We start from the raw sequence: 18,747 nt of genomic DNA on the forward strand, positions 1-18,747 counted from the left end.
ATCTCCTAACTTCCGTAATAATTACTGAGTTACCTGCTTTACTTGTCCAAATCGCAAAACGAAAATGGGAGAAATATTTGTGTTATTTGCGCTGATTATCATCATGATTTCAACATTTGTAAGTTCACTGGGTTTTACAGAGTTGGCAAGGCGATTTGCTATTCGCCACAATATCGGTGATCTTCCGAATCCACGGAAAGTTCACAAGGAATTTGTTCCATATCTGGGTGGATTGGGAATTCTCGGTGCGGTAATAGTCGGCACGATTATTTCCATATTTCTCGCACCGGAAATTGCCGGTCCTGTTCCCTATAAATATCTATTCCTTGGAATTGCCTGTACGTTTATTACTTTTATTGGGCTTATTGACGATCTGAAAGGACTTAAATTCTCTGTTAAATTTTATTGTCAGATCGCGGCGGCACTCTTGGTCGTCATCGGCGGATACAATGTTGAATCGATTTATCTTCCTGTGTTCGGGACTATTTCGTTAGGTCTTTTCTCATATGTATTTACCTTGTTGTGGATTATTTTTATTACAAACGCCATGAATTTATTAGATGGATTGGATGGATTGGCATCCGGTGTGGCAACCATCATTTTTACGACGTTTGCGATCATTGCGCTTCATGGCGGACGAACGCTCGTCGCCCTTATCAATATCATTCTCATTATGTCGAATCTCGGATTCTTACGATTCAATCTTCATCCGGCGAAAATTTTCATGGGCGACACAGGTTCATTATTTCTGGGATTTGCCATCTCTGTCATTTCGCTGGAAATCGGACGAATGGGTGATACAAACAGTTTGAATCTCATCGTTCCATTAGTGATTATGACGCTGCCGGTTCTGGATACAACTGTTTCTTTTTTCAGGCGCGCCAGTAAACATATGCATCCTTTCATGGCTGATAAAGAACATATTCATCACCGATTAATGTCAATCGGATTTACACATGAGAACGCCGTCAAGGTTATTTATGTTTTTAGCATCATTTCAGGGCTTATGGGGATTTCTTTCATTTTCCTGAACGATGTAGGGATATGGACGGTTCTACTGATCGGCTTCATCCTTTGCGTATTACTTATCCGACGACTCGGATACGTTGAAATCGAAAAGAACCTGATTGTCGTCAATGAAGGAGAAAAAAACGGCAACGGCAAGTTGAATGGATTGGTAAACGGAAATGGCGTAGCCAATAACAAGTTCATCCCATTCGAGACGTCTGATTTTGTCCAGGGAATTTTATTCATTTTATCGGATGCGATCTTTGCTATTTTGGCGTTCGTTGCAGTCTATTTTATTTGGATCGCTCCTCAAACGTTTTCTTTTCAAGCGCTTTTGTCTGATGATCTTCCTCTGTTAATTACTTGGTCAGTTCTTTTTTGGACACTGGCGCTCGGCATGAATGATTTATACAAAATAGAATGGGATACTTCCCGTATTGATGAGATTTTCACAGTACTAAAGGCAGTTATTATTGGAATTATTTTACTATTTTTAGTGAGTTTTGAAATTCCGGCGCCGTTTACACTTTCTCGGAGAATTCTTCTTCTTTATGGATTCTTTTTAGTTGGTGGATTAAGTCTGGGACGTTTGTTGTTAATTACCACTCTAAAGAACAAAGAAGTTCTTGGCTTTAAAAAACGCCCGACATTCATTGTTGGCGCATCCAGCAAAGCGATCAACGTTGTCAAGAAAATCAAAAGCGTTCCCGAACTGAAGTTCAACATCGTCGGTTATATTGATAATCACGCCAATGGGAATATCGGAAAAGTGATGGAAGGCATCCCGATCATCGGCGCCTATGAAAATATTCCCGATCTTATCAAGACATACCGGATCAAAGAAGTGATTATCGCGCTGGATGGTGAAGATCAGGATATGATTATGGACATGATCGCGCTATTTAGTCAGTATAAAGTGTCCATTAAACTTCTTCCGGATTTTTATAACCTGCTCTCCGGATTCAAGACGAGTCACATTTACGGCGTTTCTCTACTACGTTTTTTTAGTTCCAATATGAAAACTTGGGAATGGTTGCTGAAAAGGTTAATTGATATATTCGCTTCGTTATTGATTCTGATCGTCTTTTTACCGATTTGGATCATTGTTGGCATCATCATCATTCTCGATTCGCCGGGGCCTGTTTTCTACAAACAGAAGCGAGTTGGGAAAAATAAATTGGAGTATGAAGTCATTAAATTTCGTTCAATGGTACAAAATGCCGAAGAGGAATCCGGTCCGAAGTGGGCAGAAAAAGATGATCCTCGTGTAACGCGAGTTGGTCGGTTCTTACGAAAAATCGGTTTGGACGAGATTCCGCAGTTCGTCAACGTTTTATTCGGCGAGATGAGCATCGTCGGGCCACGTCCGGAACGGCTTTATTTTGTGGACGAACTTGAAAAGACGATTCATTTTTATTCTCGGAGATTAATCGTCAAACCCGGCATCACCGGCTGGGCGCAGATCAAATATAAATATGACGAGACGATTGACGATGTTCGAGAAAAACTCCGGTACGATTTATATTACATCGAAAACATGTCGGTTTTGCTGGATTTGAAAATTATTGCTCAGACGCTTCTCGTCGGATTGAGGAAGAAACATCAGGCGATTCACATCTGAGATTTTTTCAAAAATTCGCATCAGCCTAAAATTTCATCTACTTTAAAACAGAAATAATATTTATTTTACGTCATCTTTGATAGGAGAATTTGTGTTAGATATTAAACAAATCAGATTAGAGCCGGAAAAATATAGAAAAGGTCTGAGCGCCAAAGGTGCTGAGGGGAAACTTGACGAACTATTAACTCTTGATACTGAGCGTCGGAGCTACGTTTCTGAGGTTGATCAGCTCAAAGGACTTCGTAACCGCGTGACTGAAGAGATCGCGGCATTAAAGAAAGCCAGACAATCAGCCGACGACAAAATTATAGAAATGAGACGGGTGGGCGAACAAATTAAAAAACTCGATGACAAGATCAAGGAAATTGAAGATAAATTGACGAACATCGTCATCATTCTGCCAAATATTCCCCACGAATCGGTCAAAATTGGTCGTTCTCCCGATGAAAATGAGGTTGTCAAATTCTGGGGTGAAAAACCGACCTACGATTTCCCGTTGAAAGATCATCTGGAAATTGGTGATTCGCTGGGAATCATCGATTTTCACCGTTCCTCGAAGATTTCTGGGGCGGGTTTCCCGATGTATGTCGGCGCTGGCGCGAAGTTGGAGCGTTCGATTATTAATTTCATGCTGGATTTTCACACGGAAAAACATGGTTATAAAGAAATCTTCCCGCCGTTTTTGGTGAATCGTGACTCGGCATTTGGAACCGGCCAACTTCCTAAATTGGAGGAAGATATGTACCACACCAGTGAAGATGATCTTTTTCTTATCCCAACAGCTGAAGTGCCGGTGACGAATATTCATCGGGATGAAATTTTGCAAGAAAATAAACTGCCGATCAAATATGCCGCTTATTCTGGCTGTTTCCGACGGGAAGCCGGTTCGTACGGCAAAGACACACGCGGACTTTCCCGCGTTCATCAGTTCAACAAAGTTGAAATGGTTCGCTTTACGACGCCGGAGTCGTCGTATATCGCGCATGAAGAACTTTTGCGGGATGCAGAAGAGATTCTTCAGGCGTTGAAACTGCATTACCGCGTCGTTTTGCTCTGCTCGGGCGATATGAGTTTTGCGGCGGCGAAATGCTACGACATTGAGGTTTGGGCGCCCGCTTCGCAAAAATATTTTGAGGTGTCCAGCATCAGCAATTTCGAAGATTTTCAGGCCAGAAGAGCTAACATTCGTTACCGGAAAAATTCTGACGGAAAAGTCGGTTATGTTCATACTTTGAACGGCTCGGGAGTTGCGACGCCGCGCCTGATGATTGCTCTTCTGGAAACTTACCAGACGGACGAAGGGAAAGTTATCGTCCCCGAAGCGCTCCAACCCTATACTGGTTTTTCATTGATTAATGGCGAAAACGGATGACTAATTCAGAACTTCAAAAGTTGATGATCGCCGTTGGAAAGCGAATGTATGAGAAAGGATTTGTTCTAGCGACGGACGGCAATATTAGCGTCCGAACTAATAACGGGATTCTAATTACTTGTACTGGAGTTTGTAAAGGCGATATGGAGACTCGCAATCTTGTAAATATTTTACAAGATGGTCAAATCATCGGGGAATGCAAACCTTCATCTGAGTTTCGAATGCATGTTGAAATTTATCGTACACGACCGGACATCAAAGCAATTGTCCATGCACATCCATCTTATTCGACTGCATTTGCCGTCGTAGGAAAAGCGTTGATGGAATTTGTTCTCCCTGAAATTATCCTAACATTAGGGAAAATACCGCTGGTTTCATATCGAACTCCGGGCACTCAGCAATTTGCCGAATCCGTTGCCGAAGCGTTCGTGATATTCGACGCGGCGATTTTAGAAAATCATGGAGTCGTCGCTGGCGGGAGCGATCTCTGGGATGCTTATTACAAATTGGAACGAATCGAACATGCGGCTAAGGTTTTGACAATCGCGAATTCTTTAGGCAAAATCAGACAACTGTCGGAAACCGAGATTTCCGAATTGGTTCAATTTGCTTCGAATTCATCTAAACTCGAACAAATGATTCGTTGGTGAATCGAAAGGAAAATCAGTATGGGTAATTTTCTGAAGACAACAACGATTTTAGTTCTAACGGTCATTTTAGGACTTCTGTCATTGATTGCATTTCCGCTAAATGTAGAAATTGTTCGGTTTTGGGCGAGGTTGATTCTGAAAGTATCTGGAGTCAAACTAAAGATATCTGGCGTTGAGAAACTCAATCCAGGGCAACCGGTAATTTATATTGCAAATCATGAAAGCGCTCTTGATATTCCGGTGGCTCTGGCGGCGTTGCCCAAATCATTTTGCTTCATGGCTAAAAAAGAGCTGTTTTGGATTCCAGTGGTTGGCTGGGTGCTGTTTTTAGGCGGACATATTCGGATTGATCGGCAAAATCCGCAAAAAGCTTTTGAGATGATTAACCGAAAGGCTATAAAAATCGTACGAAAAGGACATAGCATTTTAGTCAGTCCGGAAGGCACTCGAAGTCCGGACGGAAAGATCGGAAAATTTAAGAGAGGCGGATTCAGATTATCTGAGAAACTGGATGTTCCAATCGTTCCCGTTATGCTTTTGGGAACGCGTTACTGCGTCGCTAAAAAAGCGTTGAAAATCTTGCCCGGAATCGTTGAGGTCACGATCGATTCTCCGATAAGAGTGTCGGATTTTTCTGAACTTGACCGATGTATCGATAGCATCCGGGACCGAATGATCAAGCGAAAATTGGCTTTTGAAACTCAAAGAATGGAGAAGTCAGACGCTTAACTGTATTACCAGCCGTGTTTGCGAAACGAATCCTTTATTAAATCGAAACGAGAAGTCGCTTTACACATGCTGGTTGAAACAATCGTTTTCGCAATCCGGATTGACGACAGTCGATTCCCGTAAGATCAGTATTGTCTCGCCGGGTAAACGAAACGATTCAGAAGGGCCAGATTTCTCCGATGCGCTAATCATGATAAACGGAGAATTCCTTCACGGGAATGTCGAAATTCACATTCGAAGCACCGATTGGTATCTTCATAAACATCATACTGATCCCGTATATGATTCCGTCATTTTGCACGTCGTTTCGGTTGCAGACACCGGGCGACCGATCCTGACCTCATCGGGGAAGACAGTGCCGACGTTGGTTTTGCCTACTCCATTTGCCATGATCGAGGAACGACCGTTCTTGTGTGAAAAATGGAAGTCTGTTGATTGGACGGCGTTTGTTGATACGATGAATAATTATGCCAAGATTCGATTCCAGCGTAAATGTCAATCGGTGCAATCTGACTTACTGGTGATCGATCCGGAGCCGTATTTTTATCTTTCTTTGCTCGATGTTCTCGGATTTAGCAAAAACCGCGAATCCTTTCGAATACTTGCCGAAAAACTTCCCATCACTCGCATTTATCAGATTCTTGGCGATGCGAAATCGGAGAACCGTTTGGTCACACTGGAAAGTTTGTTGTATGGGACATCTGGCTTTCTTGGAATCGGTGAATGGCCAACTTTGGTTACCGATGCCGAATACATTTCAGGACTGCGTCGGATCTGGAAAGAATTGAAACGGCGATATGCGATAAAATCCATACCAAACCTTTCATGGCATTTTGCGGGGATCCGACCGGCTAATCATCCGACACGTCGCCTTGCCGCTCTCGCCCAGATTTTGATGAAATTTTTTCCGAAATATCCGGGACAGGCATGGATCAATCAAATTTCCGGACATGCGGATTTTGATGAAATTCGCCGCTGGGCTTCGAACTGTTTTCAACAGCCGGAAGGTTTATGGAAAAATCATCTGCTTTTCTCTTCTCCGGGCGGGAATTTACTGATCGGCGACAGGCGTCTCATGGATTTGTTCAGCAATTTACTGCTACCGTTTGCCTGGGCAATTGGCTCTGTGTTGCACGATTTGTCACTGGCGCAGCGGGCGACCGATTTAGCTAAGTGCGTTCCACCCGGTGAAATTTCCGCCAATATTGAAAAAATGATTACCCGATTATCTATTGAGAAAAAGAAATTAAATAACAATTATTTGATTCAAGGCGTACTTGAGTATACGCGACGATTCTGCGATCTGAACCTGTGTGAACTTTGTATGTTGGAGAAATATGCTGTGCGATAGAAAAATTTTGACTCGAACCGAAGCCGTTGCACGAACAACCGTATTGAAAAAAGATGGCAAAATCATTGTGTTTACGAATGGCTGTTTCGATATTTTACATGTCGGACACATTGACCTGTTGGAAAAAGCGAAGTCGCGTGGAGATGTATTAATCGTTGGCTTGAATTCGGATGAATCAGTCAGATGTCTGAAGGGAGAGAAACGGCCGATCAATTCTGAAAAAGATCGAGCGGAAGTGTTGGCGGCGCTGGAATCTGTTGACTTTGTCGTCATATTTCCGGAGGACACACCCGCGGAGATAATTGCTGAAATCAGACCGCAGATTTTAGTCAAAGGCGGTGATTATCACATCGGAAATATTGTTGGAAGAGAGACTGTTGAATCCGACGGTGGGCGTGTTGTCGTCATTCCTTTGTACGAGGGAAAATCCACGACGGGATTGATCGAAAAAATAAAAGAAATGTGAATTGTAACTTGATTATCATATGTATAAGGTCTAACTTTCAACTCGATACTTGAAGTAGTTGACTAAACTCATTGAATAGAAAGAATGAACAAATGAGAGTGATTATTATTTTCCTTTTTACCAGCATGTTGGCTTTTTCCCAAACTAAATCCACAGCACCTACAGACAATAATTCCAAAAATATCATAACATCGACCGTTAATTCTTCAAACGATAAAGAAGATTCTGAAAATCAGGAAGATTTGTTCGACCTACTCTTTTCTGATGCAAAATCGTTTTACGTCGAAGCTCTGATTTCCGGATTTTACCGCGACACAACGGAAGTCAAATATTGTTTTGATAGGACATTTGAGATTGTTGCCGAAATCAGTGAACTTGATATATTGACACCGCCGCAAAGCGACGAACTAACCCGATTCTGTGAAAAACTCACCTTTGATTATCAAAATCAATTTTCATATCTGAACGGTGATACAGGGACGACCGGTGTGGCGTTTATTAGAAATTACATCAGCGAAAAGGTTATTGATACCGTTAAAGTTGGCGAAGACGATTTGGTCGTTCTGGACGACCGTCCGGGTCATTTACCGATCGTCAGTTCCAAGAAAATTGACCGGATCGTCAGTTATCTCTCTGGCAGTCAGAGAAGACATTTTCAAAGTTTTCTGGACAACGCTGGATTGTACAAAGACCTCATGTTGCCGATCATCCGGGAATACGGTTTGCCGGAAGAATTATTTTATTTAGCGCTCATTGAAAGCGGATTTAATACGTCAGCCTACTCGTATGCTCACGCGGCAGGCCCATGGCAGTTTATCGCCGGAACCGGCGCCCGATATGGGCTTAAACGGAATTGGTGGGTTGATGAACGTCGGGATCCGATCAAATCGACAGAAGCCGCCGCTCATTATCTCAAAGACCTGTATTCACAGTTCGATGATTGGTTTTTAGCGATGGCGGCCTACAATTGTGGCGAAATGAATGTCTGGCGAGCGATTCGCTTGGAAGGGACCCGCGATTTCTGGAAGCTGAAAATATTGCCCAGGCAGACGCGCGATTATATTCCGACCTTTATGGCTGGCATCATCATCGCCCAGAATCCTGAAAAATTCGGCTTTACAAACACACCGAAAGACACATGGAAATGGGAAGAGGTCGTTGTCGATCGTTCCTATGAATTCGAACGTATCTCCAAAGTAGCGGACGTTCCCGTTCCTGTGCTTAAGCAATTCAATCCTGAATTGAGAAGATGGGTTACGCCGCCCGATGTGGAAAGTTATGTGCTTCGCGTTCCCGTCACTAAATCGCAGGGACTTTTGGAAAAACTGCATGAACTTCCACCTGCGGAACAACCCAAACCGGAGTGGCAAACACATCGTGTTAAGAAAGGTCAGACGCTCCATTTTATCGCGAACCGATACGGCACCACAGTTTCAGCTTTAATCGCGGTAAATAACATTACCAATAAAAATCAACTCCGTGTTGGCCAAACTATTCGAATTCCTACCGATAAATATTATGCGCCGCTAAAATATAAAGCGACTGCATCCACTCAAAGTAAAATTACTTATGTGGTCAAAAGAGGCGATACTCTGACCAAAATTGCGAGTCGATACAATGTAACCATTGCTAAAATTTGCACTTGGAATCATTTTTCGACTAAAAAAGCGATCTATCCGGGTCAGAAGATCGTGATTTACAGACAATCAAATAGTTAAAAGTTTTGAAAAAATCCGACAGAATCATTTCGGTTATTGTTCTTTCGGTTCTGACATTTCTATTTATTGTACTTTCCACGGTGGGTTTGAGCAACAAATCCGTAAGATCATCTCGAAGAGGTGGCAATTTGGTCGCAGTTGTCGAACTGAGAGGAATGATTCTAACTTCTGAAAAATTCATCGAAGAGTTACAGAAATTTGCCGAACGGCGTGATGTTCTCGGAATCGTTCTGCACATCAATTCGCCCGATGGCGACGTTACCGTTTCACAAGAAATATATTCGGCTGTGAAGCGAGTGCGGGATTCAGGAAAACCGGTTGTCGCTTCTATCGGATCCGCTGGCGCTTCAGGTGCGTATCTCGTCGCTTTGGACGCTAATAAAATCATTGCCAATCCCGGAAGCATTGGTGTAATCATTGATTTTCCCGTTGTCGTGAACTTGATGAAGAAACTCGGCATCGAGATGAAAGTTGTAAAAAGCGGTGAGTACAAAGATGTCGGGTTGCCATTTAAGGAGTTGGGTGAATCGATCGCGATCATCTAAAAAATGTCGTGGATAATCTGCAATCTCAGTTTGTGGATGTTGTTGTCAATGAGAGACATTTGCTCCAAAAATGACTTGTTAAAAATTTCCGATGGACGTATCTTCACGGGTTATCAGGCGGTTGAGTTAGGCTTAATTGACACTTTGGGTACATTAGAAGACGCAATCCTATTGACTGGCAAACTGGCTGGAATGACGCAAAGACCTGAAACGGTTATTTTAAAAAAGAGAAAGAAATCGTTGGTCGATATATTGTTTTCTGACGTAGAAGAAGTCGCATCAATAATTACTCAGACGCCTGCAATCGAGTATATTTGGAAATAGAGGAGATCATATCATGACAAAAGCCGATTTTGTCAACATCATTTCAAACAAAACTGGTGTTTCAAAAGCAGAGACAGAAGTCATCGTCGAAGGCTTCATCGCGACACTTGTGGATGCCATGCAACGCGGAGACCGAGTTGAAATTCGCGGGTTGGGAAGTTTTATCCTGAAGAAAAGAAAACCGAAAAAAGCACGCAATCCCGGCACCGGTGAGGAGATTCATCTTCCCGAGCGGGTTGTGCCCTATTTTAAGCCTTCCAAGTTGCTGAAGAAAGGCATCGTTGTTGGTGTGAACGATATTGGAAAAGAATAAATTGGAGTAAAAGGAGTATTTCTATATGCCCTGTGGTAAAAAAAGAAAAAAGAGAAAGATCGCTACCCATAAGCGTAAAAAACGTCTTAGAAGAGATAGACACAAAAAGAAACTTAGATAGTCGGTAATCTTACGGAGAGAGTGGTGGTGGTAATACATCGTCACCGCTCTTTTTTTATGGATGAAAGAATCTTTAGTGTTTCCGAAATCAGCCAAGAGATTCGGCGAGTCGTCGAGGAATATATTCCGTCGGTTTGGATTGAAGGGGAAGTTTCCAACTTCATGCAAAGCCGTGCGGGACATATTTACTTCTCGCTGAAGGATTCGTTAGCGCTTATCGATTGCGTTGTCTGGAAAAGTAACACTTCGTCCATCCGGTTTCAAATCACGACTGGGATGCAGTTGATCGTTCGAGGCGATGTGACGACTTACGGCGCGCAATCGAAATACCAGATCAATGTTCGGGAGATTCGGACAGCCGGATTTGGAAATTTATATCTCGCTTTCGAGGCGCTGAAGGAGAAAATGAACAACGCCGGTTACTTCGATGAATCACGCAAAAGAGAAATTCCCCGGTTTCCCACCCGAGTTGGTATCGTCACCAGTCCGACCGGCGCGGCTATTCAGGATATGTTGCAAATCAGCCGTCGCAGAAATCCGGCGGTGGAAATCATCATTTATCCTGCGTTGGTGCAGGGCGATAGCGCCGCCGATTCGATCGTTGCCGGAATTCGGACTTTCAACATGATGAATAACGTCGATTTCATCATCATCGGGCGCGGCGGCGGATCAATCGAAGACCTGTGGGCATTCAACGAGGAAAAATTGGTTGTTGCCGTCGCCAATTCGCGATTGCCGGTTGTCAGCGCGGTCGGTCATGAAGTCGATTACACGCTTTCGGACTTTGCCGCCGACCTGCGCGCGCCGACGCCATCCGCGGCTATCGAACTTACTATTCCGGAACTTTCTGAGATTCAGAACAGGATCGACCAATTTGAACAACTTGCTTCGCGTGCTGTGCTGAGAAAATATCAGTCCGTTCTTCAGAGAATTGAATCTGCGCAAAAGCGGCTTGAATCGAATCGCCCCATCGGGTTGATCCATCAGCGCATACAGAGAGTCGATCAGATGGAAATGCGGATGTTTTTACTCATTCGACAAATTTTACAGAACCGTCGTTCTGACTTTGAAAACTTCACACAAATGCTAAAAGTTCTAAACCCGAAATCCGTTTTGAATCGCGGTTTTTCGATCGTCTATCATCTTCCGGAAAAGAAAATCGTCAAATCCGTGAATAATGTGGCGGGTGGCGATGCGATCCAGATCGAAGTATCGGATGGCGCGTTCGATGCGCGGGTTGGAGAAAACAACAGTTAATAATTTTTTAAGACAGAGGCAGTTATGACAAAGAAAACGTTTTCACTGGAAACATCGCTCCGTAAGATAGAGGAGATTCTGGCTTTGCTGGAATCTGGCGAGAAAGACCTTGAGCAATCGATTCAGCTATTTGAGGAAGGTATGAAGTTGTCCGAAGAATGCCAGACGCATCTTCAGGCGCTTGAAAAACGCGTCAAATTACTGTCGAAAGATGCGAATGGAAAACCGATTGAAATGGAACTAAAGGAGTGAGTGAAATGAAGATTGGGCTTCAATTTCATCCGAATATTTTTAGAAATCAAGAGATGGTTCGTCTGCTGGTCGATTTTCTAAAGTCGGAAGGACAAGAAGTCGTGCTTGCCGCCGATTCAGCGTCGTGGATTCGCGAAATGCTCCCCGATTCTGAAATTTATCCCATCGGCGATTTAGCGGAGCGAATCGATGCCATGTTTAGTATCGGCGGTGACGGAACGTTTCTCGGTGCGTCGCGAATTATGGCGAAAACTGGGAAGCCTGTTCTCGGCATTCATCTTGGCGGATTGGGATTTCTATCGGCAGTTTCGATTGAGAATTTCCGTGATCGTCTCGGCGCATTTTTTCGAGGTGAATATCAGATCGAAGAACGGAGCGTTCTATCAGGAAAGATGATAAATAATTTTGGTGAGATGGAATATTTCGCCTTCAATGATTTCGTTATCGATAAAGGATCCGTATCGACGATGATAAAAATCCGAACTTATGTGGATGACGATTATTTGAACACTTATCGCGCCGACGGTTTGATCGTTTCAACGCCAACAGGTTCGACCGCTTATTCGCTTTCCGCTGGCGGACCAATTCTTTCGCCTAAATTGAATGTTATCGTCATCACACCCATCTGTCCGCATAGCCTTTCCGCCCGGCCGGTCGTTCTGTCGGCTGACCAACTCGTGCGTATTGATTGCCGCGAACTGCCGGAGGACGTTTCGCTCGTCATTGATGGTCAGACACGACTTTCTCTGCGCGAAGCAAGCGAAGTAAGGATCAGGAAGGCTGACTTTAATCTACGAATCGTTCGATTTAAGGGGGATTCCTTTTTTCAGACTTTACGCACGAAAATGAACTGGGGAATCGATAGTCGAGGGAATTAAAGAAAGGATCGGAAAATGAAGCATGAAAATAATCCTGAAATCAATTATCGCAAGAAAATCGCTTTGATCGCACATGATAATAAGAAAAGTGATTTGCTGGAATGGGCAAAATTTAATATGGACGTTTTGAGAGCGCATGATCTTTTTGCTACCGGAACAACCGGAGAAATCCTCGAGAAAAAACTTGGCTTATCGATTAATCGCCTGCAAAGCGGACCGCTCGGCGGCGATATGCAGATTGGCGCATTGATCGCGGAAGGCGGAATAGATTTTCTGATATTTTTCTGGGACCCACTGTCAGCGCAACCGCACGATCCTGACATCCGGGCGGTTCTGCGAATGAGTGTCGTATGGAACATTCCTGTCGCCTGCAACCGGGCTACTGCCGATTATATCATTTCTTCGTCCTTGATGAACGAACCGTACGAGCGAATTCTTCCGGATTATAAGTCGTATAGAGAACGGTTGAAATCTTAGTTCCGACGCCTTTGTTTGTCGGGGAAACCTTAAAAATATCGCCAATAGATATTAGTTTATCGTGTTTTTTTTGTAATCGAATCGTTTTCCAATATGAAAGGCAAAAATATGGCGTTTCGGCAAAAACTAAAATCTATCATTTTTGAATATTTCGGGCTGGCTTTCGGCTCTATCGTTATGGCACTTGGGTTGGTTCTATTTCTCATACCCAATAAGATCGCGCCGGGCGGCGTCAGCGGTCTGGCTATTGTGCTGTACTATCTTTTCCACTTTCCGGTCGGCATCGTTATGTTAATTTTCAATATTCCGCTTTTTCTTCTGGGCGTGAAAATTTTGGGAAAGCAATTTGGTCCGAGGACGTTGTTTTCATTTGTGATCGTTTCAATCATCACCGATTTCTGTGATAAAGCGCTCCATTTACCAGCGTTGACGACGGAACCTCTGCTCAGTTCGATTTTCGGCGGAGTCGTTTTGGGGCTGGGTTTGGGAATCGTCTTTCGTTTCAAAGGAACGACCGGCGGCTCAGACATCGTTGGGCAAATCATCAATAAATACTCGAATATTTCCGTCGGTGTTGGCATTATGATTGTTGATTTTTTTGTTATCACCTTTGCCGGATTCGCATTTCACAATGTTAATCTCGCGCTTTACGGATTCATCAGTCTCTATTTTTCGAGCAAAATTGTCGATTTGGTGCTCGATGGGTTTGATTATGCGCGGAGTTTTTACATTATCAGCGAAAAACAGGACGAGATCATCGAGGCGATTACGCAGGATATGAGCCGCGGCGGAACGATGATTCACGGTGCGGGATTTTGGACGCGAAAAGAGCGGAATATTTTGTTTGTAGTCGTTACACGCAAAGAGGTCGCGACTCTTCGGCAAATCATCAAGCATATCGATCCGAAGGCATTCGTGATTATCGCCAATGTTCATGAAGTCGTCGGAGAAGGCTTTCGACAGCGAGTTTAGTTTGATGGAATTATTGGAGGTTAGCAAATGATTGAAAAGAAAATTGTAAAAACGACAGAACTGCAGGATTTTGTCGCGGAAGTTCTTCATCAAAACGGTCTAGAGAAAAGGCAGGCAGAAATTACCGCCGATGTTTTGGTTTCTGCTGATCAACGTGGGATCAATTCGCATGGCGTCGCGCGGTTAAAAAGATACATCGACGGTCTCAAAGACGGAACGATCCGGTCGAACCCAAGCGTTCGAATTGTCAAGGAAACGCCGGTTTCATTAGTGATTGATGGTGACGGCGGAATGGGACAACCCGTCGCTTTTGACGCAATGACGAAGTGTATTGAAAAAGCCAAACAAAGTTTCATGTGTTTTGCGTCCATTCGCAACTCTAATCATTATGGAATCGCCGGATATTATACGTTGATGGCGCTGAAGGAGAATCTAATCGGCGTTTCGTTGACGAACACGGCGCCGCTCGTTGTGCCAACATTCGGGAAAGAGGTTGTCATCGGAACTAATCCGATTTCGATCGGCGTTCCGGCTAAGGATGAGAAGCCGTTTTTACTGGATATGGCGACTTCGACGGTTCCGCGCGGGAAAATCGAAGTCTATGCCCGGAAAGAAGAAGAGATTCCTGATAGTTGGGCTTGTAATGAACTGGGTGAACCTTCAACAGATGCTTCGTTAATTCTGGATAATCTGATCAATCGGCGCGGTGGTGGTTTGTTGCCGCTTGGCGGCGGAAAGGAATTAACTGGCGGACACAAAGGTTATGGTTTGAGTGTTGCCGTAGATATTTTCTGTTCGGTTCTTTCATCCGGTCTTGTCGGAGCGGAAGTTTATGGGCAGAAAGGAGAACCGGCTGGTGTAACGCATTTTCTCGGCGCCATCAGTCCTGAGGCATTCGTAGGTTCGGATGAAGTGCGCGAAAACATGACGCATTATATCCGGATGCTGAAAAATGCGGAAAAGGCGGAAGGGCAAGCTCGCATTTACATTCATGGCGAAAAGGAATTTGAGGCAGAGGAACAAAACCGTGAGAAAATCGGACTCGAACGGGTAGTTTTTGAGACATTGAATCTGCTTGGAAAACCGTTCGGATTAATCCTCTCAAATTTGTCGGATAAATGAAATCGAACGAATTATTGTAATATGAAGGAGCAAATCTTGATGACACAAAACAAATCTCACGAAATCGGAAAATTGGCGGCTGATACAATTCGCTTGCTTGCCGCCGACGGCGTTCAAAAAGCCGGTTGTGGACATCCCGGTATGCCAATGGGAATGGCAGACTGTGCCTTTGTCCTTTGGAATCGGTTTTTGAAATTCAATCCCAACGATCCGAAGTGGGTGGGACGAGATCGATTCATTCTATCGCCTGGACATGGCTCGATGTTGCTTTATTCTTTGTTGCATCTTTCTGGTTTTCCGGTCAGCATAGACGATCTGAGGAATTTTCGTCAGTGGGATTCGAAGACACCCGGGCATCCCGAATACGGCTGTTTACCCGGCGTTGAAACGACTACCGGTCCACTGGGTCAGGGATTTTCGACAGGCGTCGGAATGGCGATTGCGGCAAAAATGACGGCTGAGCGGTTCAATCGGGAAGGTTTTGAACTTTTTGGAACACATCAGATTTTCGGAATCGTGAGCGACGGTGACCTGATGGAAGGCGTTTCCGCTGAAGCCGCTTCTCTGGCCGCACATCTCGGACTCGACAATATCGTTTATTTATATGACGACAATAGAATTACCATTGAAGGGAAAACCGATCTGGCTTTTTCCGAAAATGTCGGAAAACGTTTTGAGGCTTACGGCTGGAATGTTTTATATACCGACGGACACGATCAACCTTCGATTGCCGAGGCTTTAGCAAAAGGCATTGCAGAGAAAGAAAGGCCGACGCTGATTATCGCTCGTACTCACATCGGTTTTGGAAGCCCGAATAAACAGGATACTTCAGAAATTCACGGCGCGGCGATGGGAATTGACGAATTGCATGCGACGAAGAAGAGGTTAGGTTTTCCAGAAGATGCCGAATTCATGATTCCCGATGAAGTGAAAGCCACTTTTGCCGAACGGAATCGTGAATTAAAAGCCGATTATGACGACTGGCAGAAAAAGTTTGTCGTTTGGCGGGCTTCTTTTCCCGAATTGGCGAAAGAATGGGAAAATCGGGATCGAGTGGTCGTGACGGAAGAATTTGAGAGAGAATTAATTGCGCTAGTGGAAAATGAATCTGCCGCGACGCGTTCGCTTTCGGGAAAAGTTATGCAGAAATTAGCCGAGAAATTCCCCGGATTCTGCGGCGGTTCCGCTGATTTGGCTCCATCGACAAGTACATATTTGAAAGCCTTTCCGGATATTCAAAAGGGAAAATTCAGCGGTCGCAATTTTCACTTTGGAATTCGTGAACATGCGATGGGAGCGATTCTAACCGGGATGTCACTTGAAGGAGGATTTATTCCTTTTGGCGCGACATTTCTCGTGTTTTCGGATTACATGAAGCCTGCGATCCGTCTGGCGGCAATGATGGGCAGACACGTCGTCTATGTTTTTACGCATGATACGATTTTCATCGGAGAAGACGGACCGACGCATCAACCAATCGAACAACTTCCGGCGCTACGTTCAATCCCGAATCTGACGGTCATTCGTCCGGCGGATGGGACAGAAGTTGCCGTGGCATGGTCATCAGCGCTAAAGAATCAATCAGGTCCGACTGCGCTTATTCTCACGCGTCAAAAAGTGACACCGGTTCGCCGCGATGAAACGTTCGATCCGCTATTAATCCAGAAGGGCGCGTACGTTTTATCGAAAGAAAGCGGAGATTGTCCCGATGTAACACTTGTGGCGACCGGATCCGAAGTCCAGTTGGCTCAGCAAGCGAAGGAATTGTTGGGAAAAGATGGGTTGTTAATTCGCGTCGTTTCTATGCCGTCGGTCTCTCAATTCAGGCAACAGCCGGACGAATATCAGTCAGCGGTGATTCCGCCAAGTGTTCCTGTAGCCGTCATTGAAGCGGCGTCGTCTTTCGGATGGGGCGATCTGTTTAGACAACCGCTGTTGACGATCAGCATCGACAGATTTGGCGCTTCTGCACCTCAAAAGATTTTGGCGGAGCAATTTGGATTCACGCCGGAAAAAGTAGCCGCAAAAATTCGGACGTGGATGAAGACATTTGATTAGTCCCGGCGGATGAAATTTAGGTTGAACATTTTTCTTTCAGGCGGGAATTATTCGTGAAAACGGAGAGACGTTTCCGGCAGTTCTCAGAGTTAAAACCGCTACAATCGGCAGAGAATAACAACTGCTGATCTATCTTCGTGATGCTAATCATCCGGAAAGGTGGATACGGATCGCATTTTTAAAAGCGTCAGGAAATTACATCATCGCAGATTTCATTGACTGAGTCATATACCATGGATCGCAGGCGCCGGCAGTTTCGCGGATGGAGTGCATTGACAGAATCGCGCTACCGACATCGACCGTCTGAACGCCGAGATTTGTTGAAACGATCGGACCAATCGTAGAGCCGCAGACCTTATCGGTTCGATGAATATATTTTTGAAACGGAACGCCTGCTTTACGGCAACAATCCTCAAACCATAGCGACGAATCGATCGTTGTCGCATATTTTTTCATTGCATTGATCTTGATGACTGGACCGCGGTTCAGCGCATTTTGATGATGCGGTTCATATAGGTCGGTGTAGTTCGGATGTACCGCATGAGCCACATCGGCAGAAATGAGAATGGATTTGGATAAGGCGATGAGATAATCTTCTCGGTTTAATCCGCCTGTGATTGCAACACGTTCGGCGCAGTTATCGAGGAATGAGGAAGCGCCGCCATTCATCGTTGTAGAGCCGATCTCTTCAGCATCAAACAACGAAATAAGGATGGTTGATTTCGGATTCGCAGGGAGCAAAGTAAGCGCTGAAATCGCGGCATGACACATGGCGAGGTTGTCAATTCTTCCGGAAACGAACAGATCGTCGTTTAATCCAAGAAACGCCGCTTTTTGCGTATCGAAAACTTCTAATTCGAGTCCGGCAATTTCACCGACTGCAACACCAATTTCAGAAGCGATGTATTCTTGTAAACGGCGCATAGTGAAAGGTTTTTCGTCTGAGAGTGCAAGAATCGGAGGAAGATGATTCTGTTTATCTAACTTTAATCCGTCGTCATTTACGGCGCGATTCATATGGAGGGCGACTTGTGGAATGCGGAGCAACGCCTTGTCACTTTTCCAAAGACGCGATTCCAATTTATCATCTTTCTTCAGGAGAATTTTTCCGGCCAGTGAAAGGTCTCGATCTGTCCACGATGCTAAAAGTGGACCTCCGTAAATCTCGACGCCGAGTTGGACGTAACCGGCCTTTTCATAAACATCGTCTGCTTTCACACGGAATCCTGGCGAATCCGTATGCGCTCCGATCATCCGAAAACCGGTTCTATCAATAGGTGATGTTCCGACAACTCCAGCACACAAACCTGCGTCGCCGCGTTGTACGAAAAAACGGTCGCCTTGCGACAATTTCCACCGGTTTTGTTCGGTCAATTCAGAAAAATTGTTTGACAGAAGCCGTTTGCGGATCGATTTAACGGCGAACGCGCCAGTTGGCGATTCATCGAGAAAATTCATTAAATCTTCTACTGTCTTTTTCATCTCAAGGGTAAGGTTCATCAGATTCCTCCATT

18 protein-coding genes are annotated in these 18,747 nt (G+C 44.5%); 17 read left to right on the plus strand and 1 reads right to left on the minus strand.

What is annotated here, in order from left to right; translation table 11 throughout:
• Nucleotides 1-64: 64 nt before the first annotated feature.
• The 17 genes from COT43_07295 to tkt all read left to right on the plus strand — a co-directional run bounded on the left by COT43_07295 (nucleotide 65) and on the right by tkt (nucleotide 17,233).
• Nucleotides 65-2,629 (plus strand): hypothetical protein, encoded by a 2,565-nt coding sequence (locus COT43_07295; protein ID PIS28023.1) that lies wholly within the window; start codon nucleotides 65-67, stop codon nucleotides 2,627-2,629.
• Between the two features lie 91 nt (nucleotides 2,630-2,720).
• Complete coding sequence (locus COT43_07300) at nucleotides 2,721-4,001, plus strand: serine--tRNA ligase (protein ID PIS28024.1); 1,281 nt, start codon at nucleotides 2,721-2,723, stop codon at nucleotides 3,999-4,001.
• The gene (locus tag COT43_07305; GenBank protein PIS28025.1) at nucleotides 3,998-4,651 is read left to right on the plus strand and encodes a class II aldolase family protein; all 654 of its coding nucleotides are present in this window, start codon (nucleotides 3,998-4,000) and stop codon (nucleotides 4,649-4,651) included. Before COT43_07300 ends, COT43_07305 begins: the two co-directional genes overlap by 4 nt.
• A gap of 18 nt (nucleotides 4,652-4,669) precedes the next feature.
• Entirely contained in the window at nucleotides 4,670-5,380 is a 711-nt protein-coding gene (locus COT43_07310; protein ID PIS28026.1) for a 1-acyl-sn-glycerol-3-phosphate acyltransferase, read from the plus strand.
• On the plus strand, nucleotides 5,346-6,731 hold the full coding sequence (locus tag COT43_07315; protein ID PIS28027.1) for a hypothetical protein: 1,386 nt from the start codon (nucleotides 5,346-5,348) through the stop codon (nucleotides 6,729-6,731). The genes COT43_07310 and COT43_07315 overlap by 35 nt, the downstream gene beginning before the upstream one ends.
• Complete coding sequence (rfaE2, locus tag COT43_07320; protein PIS28028.1) at nucleotides 6,718-7,197, plus strand: D-glycero-beta-D-manno-heptose 1-phosphate adenylyltransferase; 480 nt, start codon at nucleotides 6,718-6,720, stop codon at nucleotides 7,195-7,197. Before COT43_07315 ends, rfaE2 begins: the two co-directional genes overlap by 14 nt.
• 92 nt (nucleotides 7,198-7,289) lie before the next feature.
• Nucleotides 7,290-8,915, plus strand: a complete 1,626-nt coding sequence (locus tag COT43_07325; protein ID PIS28029.1) for a lytic transglycosylase — start codon at nucleotides 7,290-7,292, stop codon at nucleotides 8,913-8,915.
• Between the two features lie 5 nt (nucleotides 8,916-8,920).
• Entirely contained in the window at nucleotides 8,921-9,460 is a 540-nt protein-coding gene (locus COT43_07330) for a hypothetical protein (protein ID PIS28030.1), read from the plus strand.
• A 3-nt stretch (nucleotides 9,461-9,463) separates the two neighbouring features.
• Complete coding sequence (locus COT43_07335; protein PIS28031.1) at nucleotides 9,464-9,784, plus strand: hypothetical protein; 321 nt, start codon at nucleotides 9,464-9,466, stop codon at nucleotides 9,782-9,784.
• 13 nt (nucleotides 9,785-9,797) lie between these two features.
• The gene (locus COT43_07340; protein PIS28032.1) at nucleotides 9,798-10,097 is read left to right on the plus strand and encodes an integration host factor subunit beta; all 300 of its coding nucleotides are present in this window, start codon (nucleotides 9,798-9,800) and stop codon (nucleotides 10,095-10,097) included.
• Nucleotides 10,098-10,274: 177 nt separating this feature from the next.
• Nucleotides 10,275-11,474 (plus strand): exodeoxyribonuclease VII large subunit, encoded by a 1,200-nt coding sequence (gene xseA, locus COT43_07345; GenBank protein PIS28033.1) that lies wholly within the window; start codon nucleotides 10,275-10,277, stop codon nucleotides 11,472-11,474.
• A 24-nt stretch (nucleotides 11,475-11,498) separates the two neighbouring features.
• A complete protein-coding gene (xseB, locus tag COT43_07350; protein PIS28034.1) occupies nucleotides 11,499-11,726 on the plus strand; it encodes an exodeoxyribonuclease VII small subunit in 228 nt (75 codons plus the stop codon).
• Between the two features lie 5 nt (nucleotides 11,727-11,731).
• A complete protein-coding gene (locus COT43_07355; GenBank protein ID PIS28035.1) occupies nucleotides 11,732-12,604 on the plus strand; it encodes an NAD(+) kinase in 873 nt (290 codons plus the stop codon).
• Between the two features lie 15 nt (nucleotides 12,605-12,619).
• Nucleotides 12,620-13,081 carry a methylglyoxal synthase gene (locus tag COT43_07360; protein PIS28036.1) on the plus strand — a complete coding sequence of 154 codons (462 nt, stop codon included), beginning with the start codon at nucleotides 12,620-12,622 and terminating at the stop codon, nucleotides 13,079-13,081.
• 108 nt (nucleotides 13,082-13,189) lie between these two features.
• Complete coding sequence (locus tag COT43_07365; GenBank protein PIS28037.1) at nucleotides 13,190-14,053, plus strand: hypothetical protein; 864 nt, start codon at nucleotides 13,190-13,192, stop codon at nucleotides 14,051-14,053.
• A gap of 27 nt (nucleotides 14,054-14,080) precedes the next feature.
• Nucleotides 14,081-15,175, plus strand: a complete 1,095-nt coding sequence (locus tag COT43_07370; GenBank protein ID PIS28038.1) for a malate dehydrogenase — start codon at nucleotides 14,081-14,083, stop codon at nucleotides 15,173-15,175.
• A gap of 39 nt (nucleotides 15,176-15,214) precedes the next feature.
• Nucleotides 15,215-17,233 (plus strand): transketolase, encoded by a 2,019-nt coding sequence (gene tkt / locus COT43_07375; GenBank protein PIS28039.1) that lies wholly within the window; start codon nucleotides 15,215-15,217, stop codon nucleotides 17,231-17,233.
• A gap of 195 nt (nucleotides 17,234-17,428) precedes the next feature.
• On the opposite strand, the gene COT43_07380 is transcribed toward tkt, so the two are convergent.
• Nucleotides 17,429-18,733: a M18 family aminopeptidase gene (locus COT43_07380; GenBank protein ID PIS28040.1), complete on the minus strand. Its 1,305-nt coding sequence runs from the start codon at nucleotides 18,731-18,733 to the stop codon at nucleotides 17,429-17,431.
• Nucleotides 18,734-18,747: the final 14 nt, after the last annotated feature.

Source organism: Candidatus Marinimicrobia bacterium CG08_land_8_20_14_0_20_45_22 (assembly GCA_002774355.1).
GTDB lineage: Bacteria > Fidelibacterota > UBA2242 > UBA2242 > UBA2242 > 0-14-0-20-45-22.

Excerpts from the sequence above, each read along its gene's own strand:
- COT43_07295 (PIS28023.1), top strand. The coding sequence starts at position 65 with ATGGGAGAAATATTTGTGTTATTTGCGCTGATTATCATCATGATTTCA.
- COT43_07305 (PIS28025.1), top strand. The coding sequence starts at position 3,998 with ATGACTAATTCAGAACTTCAAAAGTTGATGATCGCCGTTGGAAAGCGA.
- COT43_07310 (PIS28026.1), top strand. The coding sequence starts at position 4,670 with ATGGGTAATTTTCTGAAGACAACAACGATTTTAGTTCTAACGGTCATT.
- rfaE2 (PIS28028.1), top strand. The coding sequence starts at position 6,718 with ATGCTGTGCGATAGAAAAATTTTGACTCGAACCGAAGCCGTTGCACGA.
- COT43_07325 (PIS28029.1), top strand. The coding sequence starts at position 7,290 with ATGAGAGTGATTATTATTTTCCTTTTTACCAGCATGTTGGCTTTTTCC.
- COT43_07335 (PIS28031.1), top strand. The coding sequence starts at position 9,464 with ATGTCGTGGATAATCTGCAATCTCAGTTTGTGGATGTTGTTGTCAATG.
- COT43_07340 (PIS28032.1), top strand. The coding sequence starts at position 9,798 with ATGACAAAAGCCGATTTTGTCAACATCATTTCAAACAAAACTGGTGTT.
- xseA (PIS28033.1), top strand. The coding sequence starts at position 10,275 with ATGGATGAAAGAATCTTTAGTGTTTCCGAAATCAGCCAAGAGATTCGG.
- xseB (PIS28034.1), top strand. The coding sequence starts at position 11,499 with ATGACAAAGAAAACGTTTTCACTGGAAACATCGCTCCGTAAGATAGAG.
- COT43_07355 (PIS28035.1), top strand. The coding sequence starts at position 11,732 with ATGAAGATTGGGCTTCAATTTCATCCGAATATTTTTAGAAATCAAGAG.
- COT43_07360 (PIS28036.1), top strand. The coding sequence starts at position 12,620 with ATGAAGCATGAAAATAATCCTGAAATCAATTATCGCAAGAAAATCGCT.
- COT43_07365 (PIS28037.1), top strand. The coding sequence starts at position 13,190 with ATGGCGTTTCGGCAAAAACTAAAATCTATCATTTTTGAATATTTCGGG.
- COT43_07370 (PIS28038.1), top strand. The coding sequence starts at position 14,081 with ATGATTGAAAAGAAAATTGTAAAAACGACAGAACTGCAGGATTTTGTC.
- tkt (PIS28039.1), top strand. The coding sequence starts at position 15,215 with ATGACACAAAACAAATCTCACGAAATCGGAAAATTGGCGGCTGATACA.
- COT43_07380 (PIS28040.1), bottom strand. The coding sequence starts at position 18,733 with ATGAACCTTACCCTTGAGATGAAAAAGACAGTAGAAGATTTAATGAAT.